We start from the raw sequence: 19,921 nt of genomic DNA on the forward strand, positions 1-19,921 counted from the left end.
TTTCTATCCGCCATAAGGCAAAGATAATTAATTGCGACCTAAACGCCTATACCTACTTAAATAATTACTTTTATTTCGTTTGAAAAGCAAAAATAATATTTTTATTCTGATTTAAATTCATTAATTACTAAAAAATTATTTTAAGCGTTTGATTTGTTTTTTATCGTACGTTTTTATCTTTTAACAGTAAGTTAAAAAATAGTAGTTCAAAAAAGGCAAAGATGTGTGATTTAATTAATTTCTAAATAGTGTATTCCAAAGTATCTTGACATCTCCAAATAGGGAATGATTGTAAAAATACGCCAAATTCATTTTAACTTTATCTGGAAAAAGTACCGTGTCGTTGTAAAGTAATGGATTTTCTTGATGTTCTAATATCTTGTCTTCATTGGCATATTTAATACTCGCTAAGCTGGTTAGCCCTGGTTTTAATTCCAATATTTTCCTGTTTTCTCCTTCCAAAACATCGTAATATCTGGCAATGTCGGGCCTGGGCCCTACGAAACTCATATTTCCCAGTAGCACGTTCCACAATTGAGGCAGCTCATCTAGTTTTGAATTTCTCAAGAAAGCGCCAATTTTAGAAACTGGTTTTATTTCTGAAAGTCCGAAGGTTCGGATTTTATAGATTGTAAATGGCAGACCAAATTGACCAATTCTCTTTTGAGAGAAAATTCCATTTTGTTTCGTGTCAATTGAAGCGATTAGGTATACAGGTAGTAGTATTGGAAAGGTTAATATCAAACCAAATGTTGCAAAAAAAAGATCAAAAATACGTTTTGGCATTGGGAAGAATTAATTTGGTAATTTGAAAATTTGAAAATTTGAAAATTTGAAAATTTGGTAATTTGATAATTTGGTTATTCGGTTAATCGTAATTAACAACTAAACGGTTAAACGGTTCAATTTTTTCAACTCTCAACTTCGGAAGTGTGGATTTGATTATTCGGTTATTTTAAAAACCGTTATTTACTACTTGCTACCGAAATAACAATTAAACGGTTAAACGGTTCAACTTTTTCAACTTTCTCAACTTATAACCTACAACTTTTTCAAACTCAATACAACAAACCAAACATCCATAAAGGTATAGTTTTCAGCATTGGATATTCAATATCATCTTTAACAACCCAAGCATTTTCTATTGCTTCAAGCTGTTTTTGCCCTTTGCCTTTGCCTCCTACTTCAAAAGTATAGCTATCATTAACATAAAAATCTCCTTGTTTAGGCAGTTGTACTTTATGCAAGGGTTGCAGCTGTGAAAGAAAAAAAGTTTCGCGAACAGTTCCTATATTCGGTTTTTGCTCCGCTAGTGCAGCTAATAATGTAGTATTGTTTAAGAATATTTTTTCGGGTTTTTGCAACACGGCAGTACTGTTTCCGGCTGGAAACAATAGCGATAGTATCTTGGCTTGCTCCAAATAATACAAATAATTGTTTAATGAATTTCTGTGAATACTTGTTTTAATAGCTAAGCTTGAAATATTAGGTTTAAAAGGTACTTGTTGTGCGATTACATAAACGAGTTGCAATAATTTCTTGGCATTGCGAATGTCAAAATCTTTTAATTCGGCCATATCTACTTCAACAACAGTTCGTATCAATTGATTGATTCGTTGGTGAATAGAAGAACTATCAACTATTCCGAAGGGATAATACCCGTAATTCAAGTACTTGTTAAAATGTTCTAGTGGACGAAAAGTATGCGGAATTTTTTTTTTGATTTCAGCACTGTTAAACAGTAATTCTTCTAATCCAATCACAGGAAGATTTATGATACCTAACATGGATAAGTATTCTCTGTAGGACAACCCTGGAAGTTCATACATTAAGGCTCTTCTACTTAAATCCCCTTCTTGTTTACTGATGTCAATTATTGAAGAACCTGTAAAGATGATTTTTAATTCAGGAAAAAAATCATAAATATTTTTAATTTCTATTGACCAATTTTTATATTTATGCACCTCATCTAACACTAAAACCAAACCTCCATTTTTATAAAATTGAGTTACTGTGTCTTTCAGTGAATGTTCCAAAAAATACAAGTCATCCAATGAAAAATAAGCTGCTTTTTCAGTGGGAAGATTTTGTTCCTTAATCCATTGTAACAAAAGCGTTGTTTTGCCTGTTCCCCTTGCCCCTTTTACACCAATTAAGCGACTATCCCATTGAATAGTATCAAATAAATAGCGTTTAAAGTTAAGGTTTATACTGCTTATTAAGCGTTCTGATTGTTCTAATAAAATATCCATTTTGCATTTTTTATTGTGCAAATATACAATTTAATTGCATATCTTAATGTTCATTTTTTATTTATTTTTTGATATTTGATAATCAAACAATTAAACGGTTCAACTTTTTCAACTCTCAACTTCGGAAAAAGTGGATTTGGTTATTCGGTTATTTGTTTAATTAAATATTGAATAATTTAAAAATTAATTTAACCGCAAAGAACGCAACGTTTTTCGCAAAGAACGCAAAGAGAAACGGTTAAAATCAACTTACAACTTACCACCTACAACTTACAACTTCCTCAACCTTCAGCTTTTTCAACCCACAACTTATAACCTGTAACTTCCTCAACCAAATACCCTACCTACCACTTTGGCAATTCTATCCCGGTCTTCGTTTGTTAGATTAGATCCCGAAGGCAAACACAAACCATTTTCAAATAGTGTTTCCGCTACTTTATTCCCGTAAAAAGGGTACTTTTCAAAAACAGGTTGTAAATGCATGGGTTTCCACAATGGGCGGGATTCTATATTGGCAGCTTCCAATGCCAACCGCAGGGTTTCTTGGGTGATGCCGTTGGTTTTTATTGGGTCTATTAAGATGGTACTCAACCAATGATTAGAAAAATAATCCGTATTAGGAGCTGTAAAAACAGTAACTCCTGAAATATCTTTGAATAATTCAACATAAAAATCATGCATCGCTCTTCGTAAGGCAACATGAGCATCTAAGACTTCCATTTGTCCCCTACCTATTCCTGCGCAGATATTACTCATACGGTAATTGTAACCAATTTCTGAATGCTGGAAATGGGGCGCATGGTCTCTAGCTTGGGTAGCATAAAAAATAGCTTTCTCTTTTTGGGCAACGGTTTTGGTAACGATGGCACCACCACCTGAAGTAGTAATAATTTTATTCCCGTTAAAGGATAAAACACCAATATCTCCAAAAGTACCACATTTTTGCCCTTTGTAGCTACTCCCTAAAGCTTCAGCGCTATCTTCTAAAATAGGAATTTGGTACTTATCTGCAATTGCTCTTACGGCTTCTATTTGATACGGCATTCCATACAAATGTACAGCAATAATGGCTTTGGGCTTTTTCGCTTTCTCGATTCTGTCTTTAATTGCTTTTTCAAGAGCTATAGGACAGAGGTTCCAAGTTTCTAATTCACTGTCGATAAAAACTGGGGTTGCTCCTTGGTATAATATTGGGTTTACCGATGCATTATGGGTATGGGTTTGCACCAATACCACATCGCCTTTGGAAACTCCTAAAAGTATTAATCCCAAATGAATGGCAGAAGTTCCTGCACTGAGTGCCCCAACAAAAACAGTTTCTTCAAGATAAGTCTCTAAATCCAATTCCAATCCATCTACGTTAGGACCCAAGGGAGCAATCCAATTGGTATCAAAAGCTTCTTGAATATATTTTTGTTCGGTGCCTCTCATGTGGGGCGAGGAGAGCCATATTTTTGAGTTAATCATTTTTACATCTATTTTTATTTAGCTACAAAAGAAAAATTTGCAACTAAATACTATTTAATCTTTTATCTCTGAATCTTTTATCTCTGAATCTATTGTCTAATTTCTCAACCAACACTCCAAATCCCACTTCTAATTCCCCCTTCGGGGGTTAGGGAGATTTTACCCTTCGGAGGTTATGGGGACAACTTCCTAAACAACTAACTCATGATTGATGACCGCAAAAACCATTTTAATCCAAATCTATTAAAATTGAAATATTTTCTTTAATTGTGTGAATTAATTCATTAGGTAGCATCCCCACTTTTTTCATCAAGCGTTTATTATCAATCGCTCTTAATTGATCAATCATTACATCACAATTTTCATGCAAATTTGCCATTCCTTTTTTTAAATGAACTCTTAGAATGCCCGAATCAATATGTACATTGGTTGTGATAGGACAAACAATAGTGGAAGGGTGTGGTATTTTATTAAGTAAATTCGACTGGACCACTAAAACAGGTCTTGATTTTCCAGCTTCAGTTCCAATTTGAGGATTTAAATCGGCAATCCAAATTTCATATTGATTAATTTGCATATGCTAAATTTTCAAATTCTTTCAATGTTTTCATTGAATCTTCTCCTACCATTTCGGATTCTACTTTTAATTTTTGTTCTAAAAGGTGCCTTTTTTGGGCTTTATTATAGTACGCTATAGCTTCATTAATATACCTGTTTCTAGGAATATTAATTCCGGAAAGAATTTTTTCGGTTTCTCCAAATATGGAATCGTCTATTTTTAGTGATACTGTTTTCATAAGTACATTTTTAATTCTTAAATAAGATATCACAAAGGTATGTCTTTTTGGTATATCAAAAATAAAATAATTGTTAAAATTGCTCGACACTATTAATTGAGAAGCAACGTTTTCAACCCACAACCTCCGCTGTAAAAAGTGGATTTGGTTATTCGGTTATTTGATTATTTGGTTAATGGTGATTTACTACTATTCTCGAATTAACGATTAAACAGTTAAACGGTTCAACGTTTTCAACATACAACCACCGCTGTAAAGAGTGGATTTGGTTATTCGGTTATTTGATTAATCGAATTGAAGTAGTTGGTGTTTAATTAAATATTGAATAATTTAAAAATTAATTTAACCGCAAAGAGCGCAAAGTTTTTCGCAAAGTTCGCAAAAAAAACGAATTTTTTTATTCGGTTATTCGTGTATACTAATCGGTATCGAATTAACGATTAAACGGTTCAACGTTTTCAACACATAACCCACAACTTCCTCAACCTAAAACTTACAACTTTCCCAACTTCCTCAATGCCCCACCCCATCACTTTTCAATACACTTGTAAACGTTTGTAAAATAATCTTCATATCAAACCAAAACGATTTTCGAGATAAATATTCTTTCTCTAACGCCACTTTTTCTTCCAATGAAATTTCATCTCTACCATTAATTTGAGCCCAACCCGTAATGCCCGGTTTTAATTTCTCAACGCCTGCTGAAATTCGAAGTTGCATTAAATCATCCTGATTGTATAATGCGGGGCGGGGGCCAACAAAAACCATTTGTCCTTTGATGATATTGATAAGATTGGGTAATTCATCTAAACTTAATTTTCGCAAAACCCTTCCGATTTTTGACACATACTGCGCTGGGTTATATAACAAATGGGTCGCCACATTAGGAGTATTCTTTTTCATACTTCTAAACTTGTAGATATCGAAAAAAGTATACTTTTCACCCACTCGCTTTTGAGTAAAAAATACAGGAAATCCATCTTCAAATAAGATAGATAAAGCAACCAAAATAAAAATGGGAGAAAGAACCACTAAAAGTACTATTGCAAAAATTCTATTGACCATTTGAGAACGATTGAAAGGTTTTTTTGAATCCTTCTTCAGCGGAAAAAGGAAGTGGCTTTCCTAATGCTTTAACTATTTTCTGATTGCTCACCACATAATTCTCGGTCAACTTTTGCAAACGTTCTGAGTTTAGGGGTAAATGTAAAATATCTCCAATTCTAGCCAAAAGAAAGATTATTTTTTTAGGAATCGCCAAAGTCTTTGGGAGTTTATTTTGAGATTTAGAAATTAAAGTTATCAATTCGTTGGTTGAAAGCGCTGCATCATCTGCTACATTGTAAACCCCGGATGGTATCGATTCCTTTTCCAACAATTGCTTAATTACAAAACATAAATTATCAATACTCAAAAAGGAGCGTTGATTTTCGAATGCACCCAAAGGCCACGGAAAACCCTTGCTGACCAAGCTGTATAACAAATTAAGATTTCCTTTATTTCCTGGACCATGAATCAGGCATGGCCTCAAAATATATACTTTTTTATCTCGCGGCAAATTGGCTAAAATATAGTTCTCAGCCAGTATTTTTGATTTTCCATAATGCGTTACAGGATTGGGAACTACTTCTTCCGTCAAAATACCTACAACAGTATCGGCAACCGCTTTCACGGAACTGATGTAAATAAACCGATGGGCATCCGATTGTAAGAACTGGTCATACAAACGTTTGGTTAACTCAAAATTAGCCTCGTAATAATCAGCATCGTTTGCTGTTTTCTTCAAGTCGTGGGCTTTACCTGCAAGATGAACTATGGCGTCGTAATCTCGCTTTTCCTGAAAGAAATTTTCATAATTTAAGCTAATTGAAGTTTCCCTTCTTGAAATTCCTTTCACATCAAAATCCTTGGCTAAATAAAGTGTGAGATTTTGACCGACGAAACCATTGATTCCTGTAATAAAAACTATGGAACGACTCATTTAAATATGTTTTTTTTATAGATTAATCGTGAGTAATCAGTCATCACGAGCATTCAGGCATTAGAAAGAATTTCAGTAGCTATTGAAATAACACAAATAGCGCTTCGTTATCTTTTAGCGATTGAAACAGTTAATCAAGTAAACGATTAAACTTTTAAACCCTTAACAAATAACCAGTTAACCCATACCTATTCTTCCAGCAAAGGCATATCCCTATAAATTTTAAACAAGGCTATAGCTTCTATCCGCAGTTTTGTTTTTACAAACTTCTTCAAATCTTCATCTAACAATTCGCCTAGTCCTTGAAGAATATTCCTGTCCGACATATTTTCTAAATAAACGATACAATCCTGAAAATAATCTGGTAAAGGTTTTTTCATTCTTTCCTCCACAATTTGTTTATTTATTGCTGTTTGCTGTTGCATAAAAAACCAACAATCGAACAAATCCCGATTAGTAAAAGAACTTCTATCTAAAAGTGCACAAACTTTGTGTGCAAACATATCAGGCCCAGTCATAACCCTCATACTGATTCCCAATAGATTTTTTATCTCATAATGATTATCAAACGGCCGGTTAGAAATCTCTACCTTCAACTTTCGCTCTCCAGAACCATAGTCCAGAACAATGATAAGTCCGAAATGTTTAACTGCTTCATCGTGAATTTTTCCATATTTCAATACGAGGGAACGAATTTTATCAAACGCTAAACCTTGCTGCTCCGGTTGAATGAGATGAAAATCTAAATCAACTGAAAATCGAGGCAACCCATAAAAAAACATCAAAGCAGTTCCTCCTTTGAAACCTAGCATATTTCCCAATTCGATATCATCGTAAATATCTTTTAAGATCCGTATTAGGTAAGATTTATGCTTAGTTACATTCATATTTCCAACAGTTTCATTACTCGTTTTTCAAGTGCCTTACTCTCATAAATAGGAAGTAATTCCTGCACTAATTTTGTATTTATGGTGTTTATGGAATCAAAATGCAACTCGCCCTTCAGGTAAAGTAAATCTAAAAAAGCCCTTTCTGTAGTGGCAACATTTAGACCATTGGGATTAGACAGAACACCAGTGGTATTGAATAAAATAGAGTCCTTTATTTTGCTATACTTAATTTTCCAACCATCAATTTCCAGAGCCCTACTCAAATAACTAACCGCCGTAATCGTACTATCGTATTGAAAAATGACACCTTCTTTTTGAAGCACATAATCTAACGATAAATAAGAGGGAGTGTATACCGTACAAGCTAAGACTGAGGGTTCATAAATGGGTTTAGTGTACAATCCTTTACGTGGATTTTTTAAGTTACCATTACCTACTTGATAATGTAATTTCTTGGTTAAAGAAATAGAATTTGTCTCCCCAGTAAGCAAGGCAACATCCGCCAATCCAAATACTGAACGAGGACTTTGGTAGATTTGCAAAAGCCAATTATTTTTTTTAATAAGTGAACTCATTATACGAATTATTAGTATGTTTAGTTCCCAAAGATATAAAAAGAATTAAAAGAAACAAATACAATTCCAAAAAAATAAAGATTAAATAGCGTGACAAATGAAACGATTAACGCTTTATACTGTCTTTTTACCTAAAAAACATTGTATGAAATCAATTCGTCACCCTTTTTTCTTGAAATGCCTTGTATCTCAAAAACCTCCGCTAAATAAAGTCGTAGATTTTGACCTACAAAACCTGAAGTACCCGTAATTGTTATTTTCATTTTTTATGAATTTATTCCCCTATTTCACTCAACCTTATCCTTAACCTCAACCTTAGTCTCATCCTCAAAAATTATTTCCTCAAAAAACCCACCATTTTCCAAACCCAACGCAGCTTAATTTTTAATGTTGAAAAAAGGATGCCATTCATTTCAAGTGCTTTTTGAATTTCTTTGGTAATTAATTTATAAGAACTGCTTCCCGAACTGCTCAAGCCACCAACTAACATCGCTGTAGTTGTGATACCCGAATAGTTCCAATTGATTTTATTTTTTAGAAAAAATCGAATAATCAATTCATAATCGGCACCAATAATGAATCCTAATTCGTAATTACCAAATTTGTCAAACAATTCTCTTTTAAAAAAAATAGACGGATGAGGTGGCATAAAGCCAATTTTTAGTTTTTCTGGAGACCAATATTTGGAGGAATATACCCGAACTACCTTGCCATTTTCCTGGTGCTGCATAATGTTTCCCACCGAAGCATCTATAGCATTCGCAGTATGAAATGCGGCAATTTCTTCTAGAATTGTATCGGAATAAAAAGTATCGTCTGAATTTAATATCCCAACAATATCTCCAGTCGCCATGGCAATTCCTTTATTCATGGCATCATACAACCCTTTATCCGGTTCCGATATCCAATGGGTGATTTTGTCTTCATGATTTTGTATTTTGCTTAATGTTTCATCATTAGAATTCCCATCAACAACAATATATTCAATGTTAGCATAGGTTTGTGCCGTTACCGATAAAATTGTTTTTTCTATCGTTGCAGCGCTGTTATAACATACGGTGATTAAACTTATTTTCATTTAAAGATTGTGAGACTGTGAGACGTGAGACTGTGAGACGTGAGACTATGAGACTGTGAGACTGTGAGACTGTGAGACGTGAGACTATGAGACTGTGAGACTGTGAGACGTGAGACGTGAGACTATGAGACTATGAGACTGTGAGACTGTGAGACGTGAGACTATTAGACGTGAGACTTTTAGACTTGATTATTGTTGGGGGGAAAGTTTTTTCATAAATGATCTTATCATTGAATTTATCTCGTAGGATTCTTGAATCAAATCATCTAAAGGAAATTGATTGTATTTTCCGGTATTTTTAACCAATGTCAATTGAGTTTCAAGTTCTGCTGCCGATCCACTTGAATATTCCAAAAAACGTCTGAATTCTTTATCAGAGCCTCTATCTGCTCCTTCTGCAATATTACTAGGTATTGAAATACATGAACCAGCTAATTGTTCTCCTAGTCGGTAAGGTCTTATTTCATCAACCAATGTCAATACATCGGAAGCCAATTTCATACTTCTTTGATAAATCTCTAACTTCCTAAAATTATGTCTGGTATTCATTTTTTTATTTGAGACTGTGAGACGTGAGACTGTGAGACTGTGAGACGTGAGACTGTGAGACTATGAGACGTGAGACGTGAGACGTGAGACGTGAGACTATGAGACTATGAGACTATGAGACTGTGAGACTGTGAGACTGTGAGACGTGAGACTTTTAGACGTGAGACTTTTAGACTTAGTTATTGTTGAGGGATAGTTTTTTCATAAATGATCTTATCATTGAATTTATCTCGTAGGATTCTTGAATCAAATAATCTAAAGGGAATTGATTGTATTTGCCCGTATTTTTAACCAATGTTAATTGTGTTTCAAGTTCTGCTGCCGATCCACTCGAAAATTCAAGGAAACGTCTGAATTCTTTATCGGTGCCCCTGTCTGCTCCTTCAGCAATATTTGAGAGCTCGAGAGGACGAGAGTTTGAGATAATTAATTATATTCTTTTGACAATTTGATCATGAATCCTCTAATCATTGCGTTTATTTCTTCGCACTCTTTAATCCATACTTTTATTGGATATTGATTATATTTTGCTGTTCTTTCTACTAATATTAATTGTGTAAATAATTCTGCTGCCGATCCACTTGAGTATTCCAAAAAACGATGAAATTCTTTATCGGTTCCTCGTTCGGCTCCTTCAGCAATATTTGATGGTATAGATATTGCAGACCCAGCTAACTGCTCACCTAAACGATATGGTTTAACTTCATCAACTAGTGTCAATATATTTTCAGCTAATTTTAAACTTCGTATATAAATTTCAAGTTGTTTAAAATCGTGTCGTCTCTTCATTTTTTTATTAATTAGTTCATATATTTAAACGACTCGCTTCTCGCTCTCTCGCACTCTCATTTCTCGCCCTCTCATCCTCTCGCCTCTCGCCCTCTAGCTTCTCATCCTCTCGCCTCTCATCCTCTCATCCTCTCGAACTCTCGTTCTCTCTAACAATAACACAATTTTCCAAAACCAACATATCCATTTGCGTTCTCAAAAAACAATCTAAGGCTTCTGCTGGTGTATTTACAATGGGTTCATTTTCGTTAAACGAGGTGTTTAGCAAAATAGGCACCCCAGTTTTTTCTCTAAACCTATCAATAAGAGCATAGTATCGCGGGCTTACGTCTTTGCTTACTGTTTGTAATCTACCAGTACCATCTACATGGGTTACTGCAGGAATTTCTGCCTGCTTTTCGGGTTTTATTGGGAATACTTTTTCCATGAATGGAACCTCCTCAACTTTGGTAAAATAGTCGCCCATATACTCTTTAAGAATACTTGGCGCAAAAGGTCGGAAACTTTCTCTGCGTTTGATTTTTGCATTCAATAACTCTTTGGCCTTATTGTTTCTGGGATCGGCAATGATGCTTCTTCCTCCCAAAGCACGAGGACCAAATTCTGCTCTTCCGCTAAACCAACCTACTACGCCAGGTTCTATTAATTTATCGGAAATTCTATCATACAATTCTGTATCTTCGAGTCGTTCGTATTTTATGCCACGTTCTTTCAAATAAATCTCGATTTCCTCATTGGAAAATTTACTACCCGTATAAGCATTATAAATAGCAGGTTGTCTCGGATTTTTTAAAATGTGGTTATAGGCATACAACGCACAACCCATACTAATTCCGGCATCATGCCCCGCAGAAGGAATGTATAAATTATCAAAGTCTGTTTTTTCTAAAATGATTCCATTGGCAACAGAATTTTGTGCCACACCACCTGCAATACACACATTTTTTAAACCCGTACGTTTTTGCAAATGATTCAATATATGAAGTATCAATTCCTCACATACTCTTTGTACGCTGGTTGCTATGTCTTTGTGTTTTTGCGTAAGTTCTTCTCCTTCTTTACGTGCGGGGCCAAATACTTCCACCATTTTTGCTCCAAAAAGAGTAGAAATTAACGGAATATGGGTGTCATAATCCAGTTTTATTTCATTGGGATTCACAAAATAATCAGCATCCCAACTAAATAAACCATCCTTGTTAAAATGTACTATTTTTCTAATTTCTTCCACATAATTGGGTTGGCCATAGGGCGCTAATCCCATTACCTTATATTCATCGCCATAATGTGGAAAACCTAAATATTGGGTAAAAGCCGAATAAAACAAGCCTGCACTCACCGGGAAATCAATAGAATCTAACACCTCAATTTGATTGCCTCTGCCTATTGCTATCATGGTAGTAGTAAAATCTCCGGAACCATCGATTGATAATAGGGCTGCTTCTTCAAATGGACTGGCAAAAAATGCCGATGCCAAATGACTTCTGTGGTGTTCTACATTGATAATTTTACTTTTTATTGCTGCTTCTTTACAATCAAAGTGTGCTGCAAATTCGCTTTCTAAACTTTTTATTTTCCCGCTATTTTTAATACGGTCGAAAATTAAAGTATTTTTTTTGGTAAGGCTTTTAAGCACGTATTTGGCTTTGTTCCAAACCTTGGCTTTTGGGTCGCGACCAATGCAAATGTGGTCTACTTGGTCTATGGTAATACCGGCTTCTTTTAAGCAAAATGCTATGGCCTCACTAGGAAATCCAGCCCAATGCTTGATGCGCCTAAAGCGTTCTTCTTCGGTGGCAGCTATCATTTTACCATCTACAAATAGGGCTGCTGATGAGTCTGCGTGGTATGCGTTGAGTCCGAGTATGATCATTATGAGGTTGAGGTTAAGGTTGAGAATTTGAGAATTTGAGACTTGAGACTTTGAGACTTGAGACTTTGAGACGTGAGACTTTGAGACTTTGAGACTTGAGACTTTGAGACTTTGAGACTGTGAGACTTTGAGACTTTGAGACTTTTGAGACTGTGAGACTTTGAGAATTGAGAATTGAGACTTCGAGATAAGAGACTTGAGACTGATTCTTTAATTATTATTTTTAAGTTTTAAAATTGGCTTTTCAAATAATTCATAAGATAGTATAGCAATGATAAAAACAAACAAAATGTTTAAAGGGTATTTTTGAAAGAAAAATATTTGTTTAGTAGCTCCAATTTTTAATAGAAAAAACTGTTGCCATATATATATTGAATACGATAAAATACCTACATATGAAATAAATTTGAGATTTAGAAAACGATAAATCAAAGTTTCTTTTTCTTGAATACAGTATATTAGAAAAAAAGCAATTAAAATTGACCCAAATCCCTTTAATAAAATAAATAAAGTGTAACCAATATTACCAAAATGTTGTAGACTATACAACAACAATAATGATATTATGGTATATAATACGGGGTGTTTAATACTTTTGTAATAGCCATAAAACCTAGGGAGTTTACCCTCAATAATTAATAAGCTAATATAGGAACCAATTAAAATTCCATCAAGAGAACCAATTAATGGATTAAATATAAAATCACTATATTCTTGATTAAATAATCCAATAAGTCTTAAAATAATAGCTAAGAAAAAAATAGTTAACGCTATTTGTGGTATATATTTTTTAAATTTATAAATAGTAAATGGCCAAATTAAATAAAATTGTTCTTCTACAGATAATGACCAAGTATGCCCTAAAAACCAATGACCTCCAAAAACTGCAAAATTAGAAAAGTAAAACAAAGGCTTAATAAAATCTAGAATTGTTAAATTATAGATATTATTTAAAAATAAAATAAAAATAACATATAAAAAAAACACTGGAAAAATTCTAAGAAATCTTCTGAAATAAAATCTTTTAAAATTAATGTTATCGTTGCGTTTTACTTCCGACAATAAAATTGTACTAATTAAAAAACCACTTATTACAAAAAAAACTTCTACCCCTAAATTACCATAACAAGTCCAACTAATAAGTTTTATTAAAAATTCAGGAACTCCGAAAGTATCTTTAAGGTGTGCAAACAATACAATGAAAATTGAAATTGCTCTTAAACCATTTAAAGAAGGTATATGCTTCATAATTTATTATTTATTTATAAAAACAATCTATACGGTTTTTGCTATTTTGTTAATACATGAAATTATAATCTATAATTTTTAGATTTTTAATTTTTTATTAAACAATTTTCTCTTTATAAATTAATTGAAAAGTGTTAAGTATTGTTTTTCGCAGATTTTTAAATCATCTAAAACTGGAAGTAAATGAATTGACTTATTGGTCTTAAAAATGTTAAAACAAAAATAATTATTATTGCATATTTAAAGGTATGAAAACTAAAACTTAACCATTTATATTTATTTAATTTAGGCTCTATTATTTCATTCGAATAATAAGTAATTAAAACTAATAATAAAATTACACCAGCTATTAAGTAATTATTTTCACGCATTGTAAAATATAAATATTGAGAGGGAGTAATCACTTTTTTAAACATGATAAAAGTATCTTCTAAAGTTTTTGCTCTAAAAGGAATCCAACTTAACATGGCTAACATTAAAGTAATTCCCCATGCTATAATTTTAAAATTTAGAAATTTAATTTTATCTCTCAATGGTTTAAGTTTTCTTTCTAAAAATATAATTGTTGCATGATATAAACCCCAAAATACAAAAGTCCAATTTGCACCATGCCAAAAACCCATTATTGCCCATGTGAGAAACAAAGCTTTTGTTTTAGCACCTTGTGAATTTGTTTTCTCTAAACCTTCGCCAATACCCCCTTTACCTGTAGTTTGTGTAACTTTAACCCCTGCAAGTGGAAGGTATAAATAATCTCTAATCCAAGATGAAAGGGAAATATGCCATCGTTTCCAAAAATCTTTAAAGGAAGTGGCTAAATAAGGAAAATTAAAATTTTCGGGTATATTGATTCCCATCAATTTAGCTGAGCCTACTGCAATATGGCTATAGGCTGAAAAGTCAAAATAAATTTGATAACCAAATAAAAACGCCATCATCCATATATCAATAGCAGAGAGACTATTAGGGTCTGCGGCAAATGCTTCATTTACAAGTGGACTAATGTTATCTGCAAGAAATACTTTTAAAAACAATCCGTATAAAATTCTTTTAATGCCCTCAGCTAAAAATTCAACTTGAAATGCAGGTCTGTTTTTTAATTGCACGAGCAATTCAGATGCCCGTTGGATAGGTCCTGCAACTAATTTTGGAAAAAAGGTAACAAATAACCCATAATTTAAAAAGCTACGCTCGGCTTTAATTAATCCTCTATAAACATCCATTGTATAGCTAATGGTTTCAAAAGTATAAAAACTTATCCCAAAAGGTAAAAGAACCTTAAACAAAGGTATATTTATATCTATGCCTACTAAAGCACCAAATGAATTCATATTATCAGTAAAAAAATACAAATATTTAAAATAACCCAATAAACCCAAATTAACCAATAATGTAATAGCCAATAATAGTTTTCGTTTTCGTTTATTCTCAATTGGTGTTTTTTCAATTTGTATGGCCGTAAAATAATCTGTTAATGCCGAAATAAACATTACACTTAAATATTCCCAACGCCAAAAGCCATAAAAAATACAACTCGCGATAAGGAGCATCCACATTTTAATTTTCTGAGGCAAGACCCAATACGCTAGAACTACAATAAATAAAAACAAAATGAAGGTTACCGAATTAAATATCATAGGTTTAATTTATTAATTTTAAATGATTGAATAAAGAATCTGCCAATATTTGGTGTCCTTTGAATTGAAAATGCATATAATCCATTTCTCGTTTTTCTAATAAATTAGTAGCCCCCTTAAAACCCCAATATCTTCCGGGAATTATGGTGTCAAAATCAGCATAAAATAATTTACTTTTCTCCTTTTTACAAATTTCCTTTATTTTATTTTTAAAATTTGAATATAATTTTTTTTCATAAGGAATAGGGACATCGCTTCGAATTGGGGGAATATATAATAAAACTTTAATGTCATTTTTTTTGCAATCATTCAATATTAATTCAAGTGCTTCAAGATTGTCTTTATATCTTTGAGGAATCATTTTTCTTATTGTGCTTGCATTAATTCCTAAAATCGTATTTCTGAATTGGTATAACCAAACAAAGAAATCTCCTCTTACATTTTCTCGGTTGTTCCAAGATTTACTATTTTTTTCTAAAAACAAGTTTAAATTATTTTCAACATCTTCTTGAACAGTTTCTCTTAATGCTTGATTATCATTTTTTTCAACGGAACTATTAGTTAGTTTTACCTCCTTTTTGCTTGACCAATAACTTTTTAAATTAGTATTTATTTTTTTTCCAATATGACTTAAAGAGTCGGATAATAAAAATCTATCATTAATAAGATTAGTGAAAAAAACATCTCTAATTCCGTCCTCCCTGAGATCATCAAAAAATAAAGGGATTACTAATACTTTGATATTTAATTTTTTTTTCCAATACATATAAGACAAATAAAACTCTTGCATCCCTGCATTAGGCATACTATGGCATAGGATTTCTGAATTAGAGTTGATTAATGTATCATGCAAAATTCTTATAAAATTAACCTCTCCATTTTTCATTTGATTGATACTGTGGGTTTGGGAATTACCCAAAAACAAAGTGACATTTTTATTTCCCCTTGTATTGTAATCATTTACAAAAACACCCTCTTCAGCTTTGTCTATATGAGTTAAATGAATATTTGAACCCGAAATATCTTTAGCCATATATGTTACAGTTTCCGTTCCTAGAGCTAATTCATCGAATTTTCTTTTTTCAGAAAACAATAATTGTACAATTACTAATGCAGTAATAAACCCTAATATTATTTGAACTAAAAGTTTGTTTAATTTCATGGATTCGGTTATCAAATTAATTTAAAGTAAATAATTTCAAATACTGCTGTTTTATTTCTTCTCTATGGATGGCATTTTCAGCATAGGTTCTTACCGCCTTTACTTTTTCATTGTATTCGTTTTGATTCAATGAAGCTGCATTTGCTATGGCTGTTGCCAATGATGCAGGTGATAATTCAACATTGTATCCTGCATTGTTTTCATTTAAAAAATTCCAAGGAGTATTGTAACTGGTTATAATGGGCTTAGCTGCTACCATGGCTTCGTATAAGGCGTGGCCAAAATTTTCACTTTCACTTGGTAGTATAAAAAAATGATACGTATGTAAAGTATGATAAACTTGTGTTGGGTTGATTTCTCCTTTGAATGTAACCGTAATATTGGAAGGTAATTTGTCAATTAATTCTTTACATTTTCCCCAATAATCATTGTCTTTTATGGGTCCATAAATATCCCAAATTACATTACTTTTTACTAAACTCAGTGCTTCTAATACCAAAGTATGGTTTTTCATAGCACTGATTAAAGCTATACTTACTAATTTAAGTTCTCCCGTATTTTTTGGTATAGGCGCTATTATTTCAAAACTTGCTGGAAAATTTTGCGCAATTTTTATATTTGTATTTTCTCCAAAAATAGCTTGTGTGTATTCTTTTTCCTTATTATCACTTACACAAAAAGTAATTTTTTTTTGAAGGCCTAAAAGTTTTATTCCGGTTAAAAACAATTTCTTTTTTAAAGGTTTTTGCGCCAATGCACCCGGGTGCAACATGCCTCTAACATGCATAATTGTTTTTTCTGGAAAGAAAAATGCAGGTGCAATACTGAATGGAATAGAATAAATACCATTTACAAATATTTTAGCTGGGTTTATATTTTCAATGAGCTTTTTGATGTAAAAAGCATTTGCATGTTCCTTACTTAAATAAATGACTTTTGCCTTTCCATTTTCAAAATCTTGCCAAACATTGGGTATTACATTGATTGACTCTTTTTCTCCAAATTCCGTATTGCTTGTGATTACAACTATTTCATAATCTTGATGCACATTCCTAATTAAATGCGCAATGGATTGAATAGGGCCTCCAGCTTTATAAGCAGGTAGAAAATAGTTATATAAAATTACAATTTTGGTTCTCAAAAAGTTACGTATTTTTTGAATCCGTTGCCGATAATAAAAACGTTTTCTTGAAAAAATATATAATAATAATCAAAAAAAAGGTGGTTTTGAATAAATGGTTTAGTGCCGTCACGGTTTCGCAATCAGGGCGCATGGGGAATACAAAAACTAAAACTGCAAAAAGAATTAGAATGGGATATTGCTTAGACCGAACAAAAAATTGATTTAAAATATACCCATACAGTAAGCCAAAAAGGAATGTATAAATAATGGCTCCAAATTGGCCAAATTCCAAGTAAGCATCCGTAAATAATCCCAAAGCAATAGAAGTACTTCCGCCAACGTTAATCCCTGCATATCTTTCTACATATTCATGACCTCCGGATTTTATTTTATCTTCATCAAAAAGCCTAGGGACTAGAGCCGCATAGAAATATCCTACTGTTAGCGCTCCATTGGTATGACCTACAATTCTAGGAACATTGTCAAGTGTACTTGCCAAAACCCACCCTTGGTTGATTCTAATGATATTAGGTCCCAAATTTTCCATACTAAACATTCCTCCATTATTGGAATTCACATCTCTAGTAACGTTTTTTACAATTGAAACGGAAGCGTCTTTATTATTAGTCCAAGTTTCTTCCCTTAACCCCCCTTTTATGGATTGAATAAAAATAGCAAAAATTCCAAAAACCACTAATCCTGTTACTTTATATTTTAAACTTGGCTTGTACCGATACGATAAAATTAGAGCTAGTATTATAATCCAAATCAATAAATCGTGGAACATACCCCCTTGAAAGGAACTAATTAAAATGGAACCATAAATCAATACCATTAAACCCGGTTTAATGGTTCTATAACTCATTAATAAAATGAAAATACCAATATATTTGAAACCCGATACGGAATAAAAAATAAAATCTAAACCACTAGGAAAAATACCCGCTGTAAAAGACACCAAAAAACCAATTATAATAAATGTATAGGGCAATTGAGGATGCTCGGTGACCCATTGGTTTATACTGTCTCGATTGATTATTAGGGCATCCTTTTTAGAAAAAATAGAAAAGCCAAGACAAAAACTAAGAAATACGGGTATGGTGTATATAAAATAAGTGTTGCTTGGAACTTTCATTTGATTTTCAAAGTAGTTGTACTCATCTATGCCATTATACGTCAAGGCAGCGCCAAATAAATACTGTAAACCATACAAACTTAAAAACAGCTCTTTGATTGGTAAGGAATCGTTTCCTCTTATCAGTAAAGCACTAATCCAATAGGCAAAAATACCCACTGCCAGCGCTGATAATAGGTCGTAATTGAACAAGCCACCAAACAATATCATGGTAGCAAGTGCAATAAAATAATTGAGGTGTTTTTTCATTATAGAGAAAATGTCGTGAAATGTAAAATTAAATAACAGCTCAATTTTGGGAACAGTTTATACATTTTGAAATAATTTAGTTAAAAGTGGGTCGTTTTCGGGAGCTTCATAGTTACAATTTAATTGTTTTAAAAATTCTGGAAGTTTGGGATTTTTACTATTGCTAACTTTATTTAATTTATCCGTTGACACTAAATCCTTACTGTACCATACTTCTAAACCACAAGCCAAATACTCATAAACCTTATTTGGCACATTATAAATATAATTGGGAATATGACCGTTATAAATAGTTACGCCAATGTCGTAATTAATTAAAACTTGCGGGAGCTCAAAATAGTTAATAGGTCCCAATAGCCTAACATAATTATTTTGCATGGTATCAAATACAACTTTGGCTTCGCTTGAAATGTTACTGGTATAAAAATCAATAGAATATTTACCTTTTTGCTCCTTAACCCAATCCAACATTTCCTTTACATACATGGTATCTAATCCAATGGCACCAACATGCACTAATTTTATTATACCTGTTTTGTTTTCTTTCTTATTTAACTTGGAAAATTCAATCCAATTAGTTGGTGGTAAATTTGGTACAGCAAAAGTCTTGTCTTTTTTGATATTTGGATAATCCTTTAAGAATAATTGGAGCCTATCGTCATTTGTTTGCGAGATAAATTCACAATTTGAATACAATTTTTTTTCAAAAAAATGCAGGATTTTAAAGTAGGCAGAAGCATTTTTTATTTCTTTTTTACTGGTATATTCATGGTAATGAATAAAAATTTTGCATGATTGAAATAGTTTTTTGTAGAAATAAACAGGCGCTATACTATACGTTTCATAAATAATTATAATGTTGGGTTTCTTAATAAGTAAACTAAAAAAAGTAATGGTATTAAATTGAATATAACACCAATATCTTAAAAACGAATTATTTTTATTGATTCCTATTCTTTTAATATTTACTTTATTGGCAGCAAACCAATTATTATTTTTATGTTTTGTTGTGTAAACAATGCTAGCAATATTTTCCATCGCACTAATGCTATTAATAACATTCATTACTGGCGGATATTTTTCTAAGGGCTGAAAATGAATAACGGCAATTGTAGTCAT

21 protein-coding genes are annotated in these 19,921 nt (G+C 32.5%); all 21 read right to left on the bottom strand.

All coding sequences use genetic code 11. From position 1 onward, the window contains the following. Window positions 1–234 precede the first annotated feature (234 nt). Window positions 235–786 (bottom strand): sugar transferase, encoded by a 552-nt coding sequence (locus AC9UEH_RS00005; protein ID WP_509527163.1) that lies wholly within the window; start codon window positions 784–786, stop codon window positions 235–237. A 272-nt stretch (window positions 787–1,058) separates the two neighbouring features. After that, the gene (locus AC9UEH_RS00010; RefSeq protein ID WP_509527165.1) at window positions 1,059–2,252 is read right to left on the bottom strand and encodes an ATP-binding protein; all 1,194 of its coding nucleotides are present in this window, start codon (window positions 2,250–2,252) and stop codon (window positions 1,059–1,061) included. Between the two features lie 327 nt (window positions 2,253–2,579). Then, window positions 2,580–3,719 (bottom strand): DegT/DnrJ/EryC1/StrS family aminotransferase, encoded by a 1,140-nt coding sequence (locus tag AC9UEH_RS00015; RefSeq protein WP_509527167.1) that lies wholly within the window; start codon window positions 3,717–3,719, stop codon window positions 2,580–2,582. 229 nt (window positions 3,720–3,948) lie between these two features. Next, on the bottom strand, window positions 3,949–4,296 hold the full coding sequence (locus AC9UEH_RS00020; RefSeq protein ID WP_509527169.1) for a type II toxin-antitoxin system PemK/MazF family toxin: 348 nt from the start codon (window positions 4,294–4,296) through the stop codon (window positions 3,949–3,951). After that, window positions 4,286–4,516, bottom strand: coding sequence for a hypothetical protein (locus tag AC9UEH_RS00025; RefSeq protein ID WP_509527171.1), 231 nt, complete (start codon window positions 4,514–4,516; stop codon window positions 4,286–4,288). Before AC9UEH_RS00025 ends, AC9UEH_RS00020 begins: the two co-directional genes overlap by 11 nt. 513 nt (window positions 4,517–5,029) lie before the next feature. Further along, window positions 5,030–5,581, bottom strand: a complete 552-nt coding sequence (locus AC9UEH_RS00030) for a sugar transferase (protein WP_509527173.1) — start codon at window positions 5,579–5,581, stop codon at window positions 5,030–5,032. After that, window positions 5,571–6,497, bottom strand: coding sequence for an NAD-dependent epimerase/dehydratase family protein (locus AC9UEH_RS00035; RefSeq protein WP_509527175.1), 927 nt, complete (start codon window positions 6,495–6,497; stop codon window positions 5,571–5,573). Before AC9UEH_RS00035 ends, AC9UEH_RS00030 begins: the two co-directional genes overlap by 11 nt. A gap of 188 nt (window positions 6,498–6,685) precedes the next feature. Continuing rightward, window positions 6,686–7,384: a nucleotidyl transferase AbiEii/AbiGii toxin family protein gene (locus AC9UEH_RS00040; RefSeq protein WP_509527177.1), complete on the bottom strand. Its 699-nt coding sequence runs from the start codon at window positions 7,382–7,384 to the stop codon at window positions 6,686–6,688. Beyond that, the gene (locus AC9UEH_RS00045; protein ID WP_509527179.1) at window positions 7,381–7,962 is read right to left on the bottom strand and encodes a hypothetical protein; all 582 of its coding nucleotides are present in this window, start codon (window positions 7,960–7,962) and stop codon (window positions 7,381–7,383) included. The genes AC9UEH_RS00040 and AC9UEH_RS00045 overlap by 4 nt, the downstream gene beginning before the upstream one ends. Before the next feature lie 131 nt (window positions 7,963–8,093). Beyond that, window positions 8,094–8,225, bottom strand: a complete 132-nt coding sequence (locus tag AC9UEH_RS00050) for a hypothetical protein (protein WP_509527181.1) — start codon at window positions 8,223–8,225, stop codon at window positions 8,094–8,096. A 71-nt stretch (window positions 8,226–8,296) separates the two neighbouring features. Continuing rightward, a complete protein-coding gene (locus AC9UEH_RS00055; RefSeq protein ID WP_509527183.1) occupies window positions 8,297–9,040 on the bottom strand; it encodes a glycosyltransferase family 2 protein in 744 nt (247 codons plus the stop codon). A gap of 189 nt (window positions 9,041–9,229) precedes the next feature. After that, window positions 9,230–9,589 carry a four helix bundle protein gene (locus AC9UEH_RS00060; RefSeq protein WP_509527185.1) on the bottom strand — a complete coding sequence of 120 codons (360 nt, stop codon included), beginning with the start codon at window positions 9,587–9,589 and terminating at the stop codon, window positions 9,230–9,232. A 175-nt stretch (window positions 9,590–9,764) separates the two neighbouring features. Then, the gene (locus AC9UEH_RS00065) at window positions 9,765–10,016 is read right to left on the bottom strand and encodes a four helix bundle protein (protein ID WP_509527550.1); all 252 of its coding nucleotides are present in this window, start codon (window positions 10,014–10,016) and stop codon (window positions 9,765–9,767) included. Next, complete coding sequence (locus AC9UEH_RS00070; RefSeq protein ID WP_509527187.1) at window positions 10,016–10,378, bottom strand: four helix bundle protein; 363 nt, start codon at window positions 10,376–10,378, stop codon at window positions 10,016–10,018. The genes AC9UEH_RS00065 and AC9UEH_RS00070 overlap by 1 nt, the downstream gene beginning before the upstream one ends. Window positions 10,379–10,502: 124 nt before the next feature. Then, on the bottom strand, window positions 10,503–12,248 hold the full coding sequence (locus tag AC9UEH_RS00075; RefSeq protein ID WP_509527189.1) for a carbamoyltransferase family protein: 1,746 nt from the start codon (window positions 12,246–12,248) through the stop codon (window positions 10,503–10,505). A 210-nt stretch (window positions 12,249–12,458) separates the two neighbouring features. Further along, the gene (locus tag AC9UEH_RS00080) at window positions 12,459–13,496 is read right to left on the bottom strand and encodes an acyltransferase family protein (protein ID WP_509527191.1); all 1,038 of its coding nucleotides are present in this window, start codon (window positions 13,494–13,496) and stop codon (window positions 12,459–12,461) included. 167 nt (window positions 13,497–13,663) lie between these two features. Next, window positions 13,664–14,986 (bottom strand): MBOAT family O-acyltransferase, encoded by a 1,323-nt coding sequence (locus AC9UEH_RS00085; RefSeq protein WP_509527193.1) that lies wholly within the window; start codon window positions 14,984–14,986, stop codon window positions 13,664–13,666. Window positions 14,987–15,137: 151 nt separating this feature from the next. Continuing rightward, window positions 15,138–16,295, bottom strand: coding sequence for a hypothetical protein (locus AC9UEH_RS00090; RefSeq protein ID WP_509527195.1), 1,158 nt, complete (start codon window positions 16,293–16,295; stop codon window positions 15,138–15,140). Between the two features lie 16 nt (window positions 16,296–16,311). After that, window positions 16,312–17,436: a glycosyltransferase family 4 protein gene (locus AC9UEH_RS00095; protein ID WP_509527197.1), complete on the bottom strand. Its 1,125-nt coding sequence runs from the start codon at window positions 17,434–17,436 to the stop codon at window positions 16,312–16,314. 4 nt (window positions 17,437–17,440) lie between these two features. Then, window positions 17,441–18,802: a hypothetical protein gene (locus AC9UEH_RS00100; protein ID WP_509527199.1), complete on the bottom strand. Its 1,362-nt coding sequence runs from the start codon at window positions 18,800–18,802 to the stop codon at window positions 17,441–17,443. A 57-nt stretch (window positions 18,803–18,859) separates the two neighbouring features. Continuing rightward, window positions 18,860–19,921 (bottom strand): glycosyltransferase family protein, encoded by a 1,062-nt coding sequence (locus tag AC9UEH_RS00105; RefSeq protein WP_509527201.1) that lies wholly within the window; start codon window positions 19,919–19,921, stop codon window positions 18,860–18,862.

This window comes from Flavobacterium sp. (assembly GCF_040402835.1).
Lineage (GTDB): Bacteria > Bacteroidota > Bacteroidia > Flavobacteriales > Flavobacteriaceae > Flavobacterium.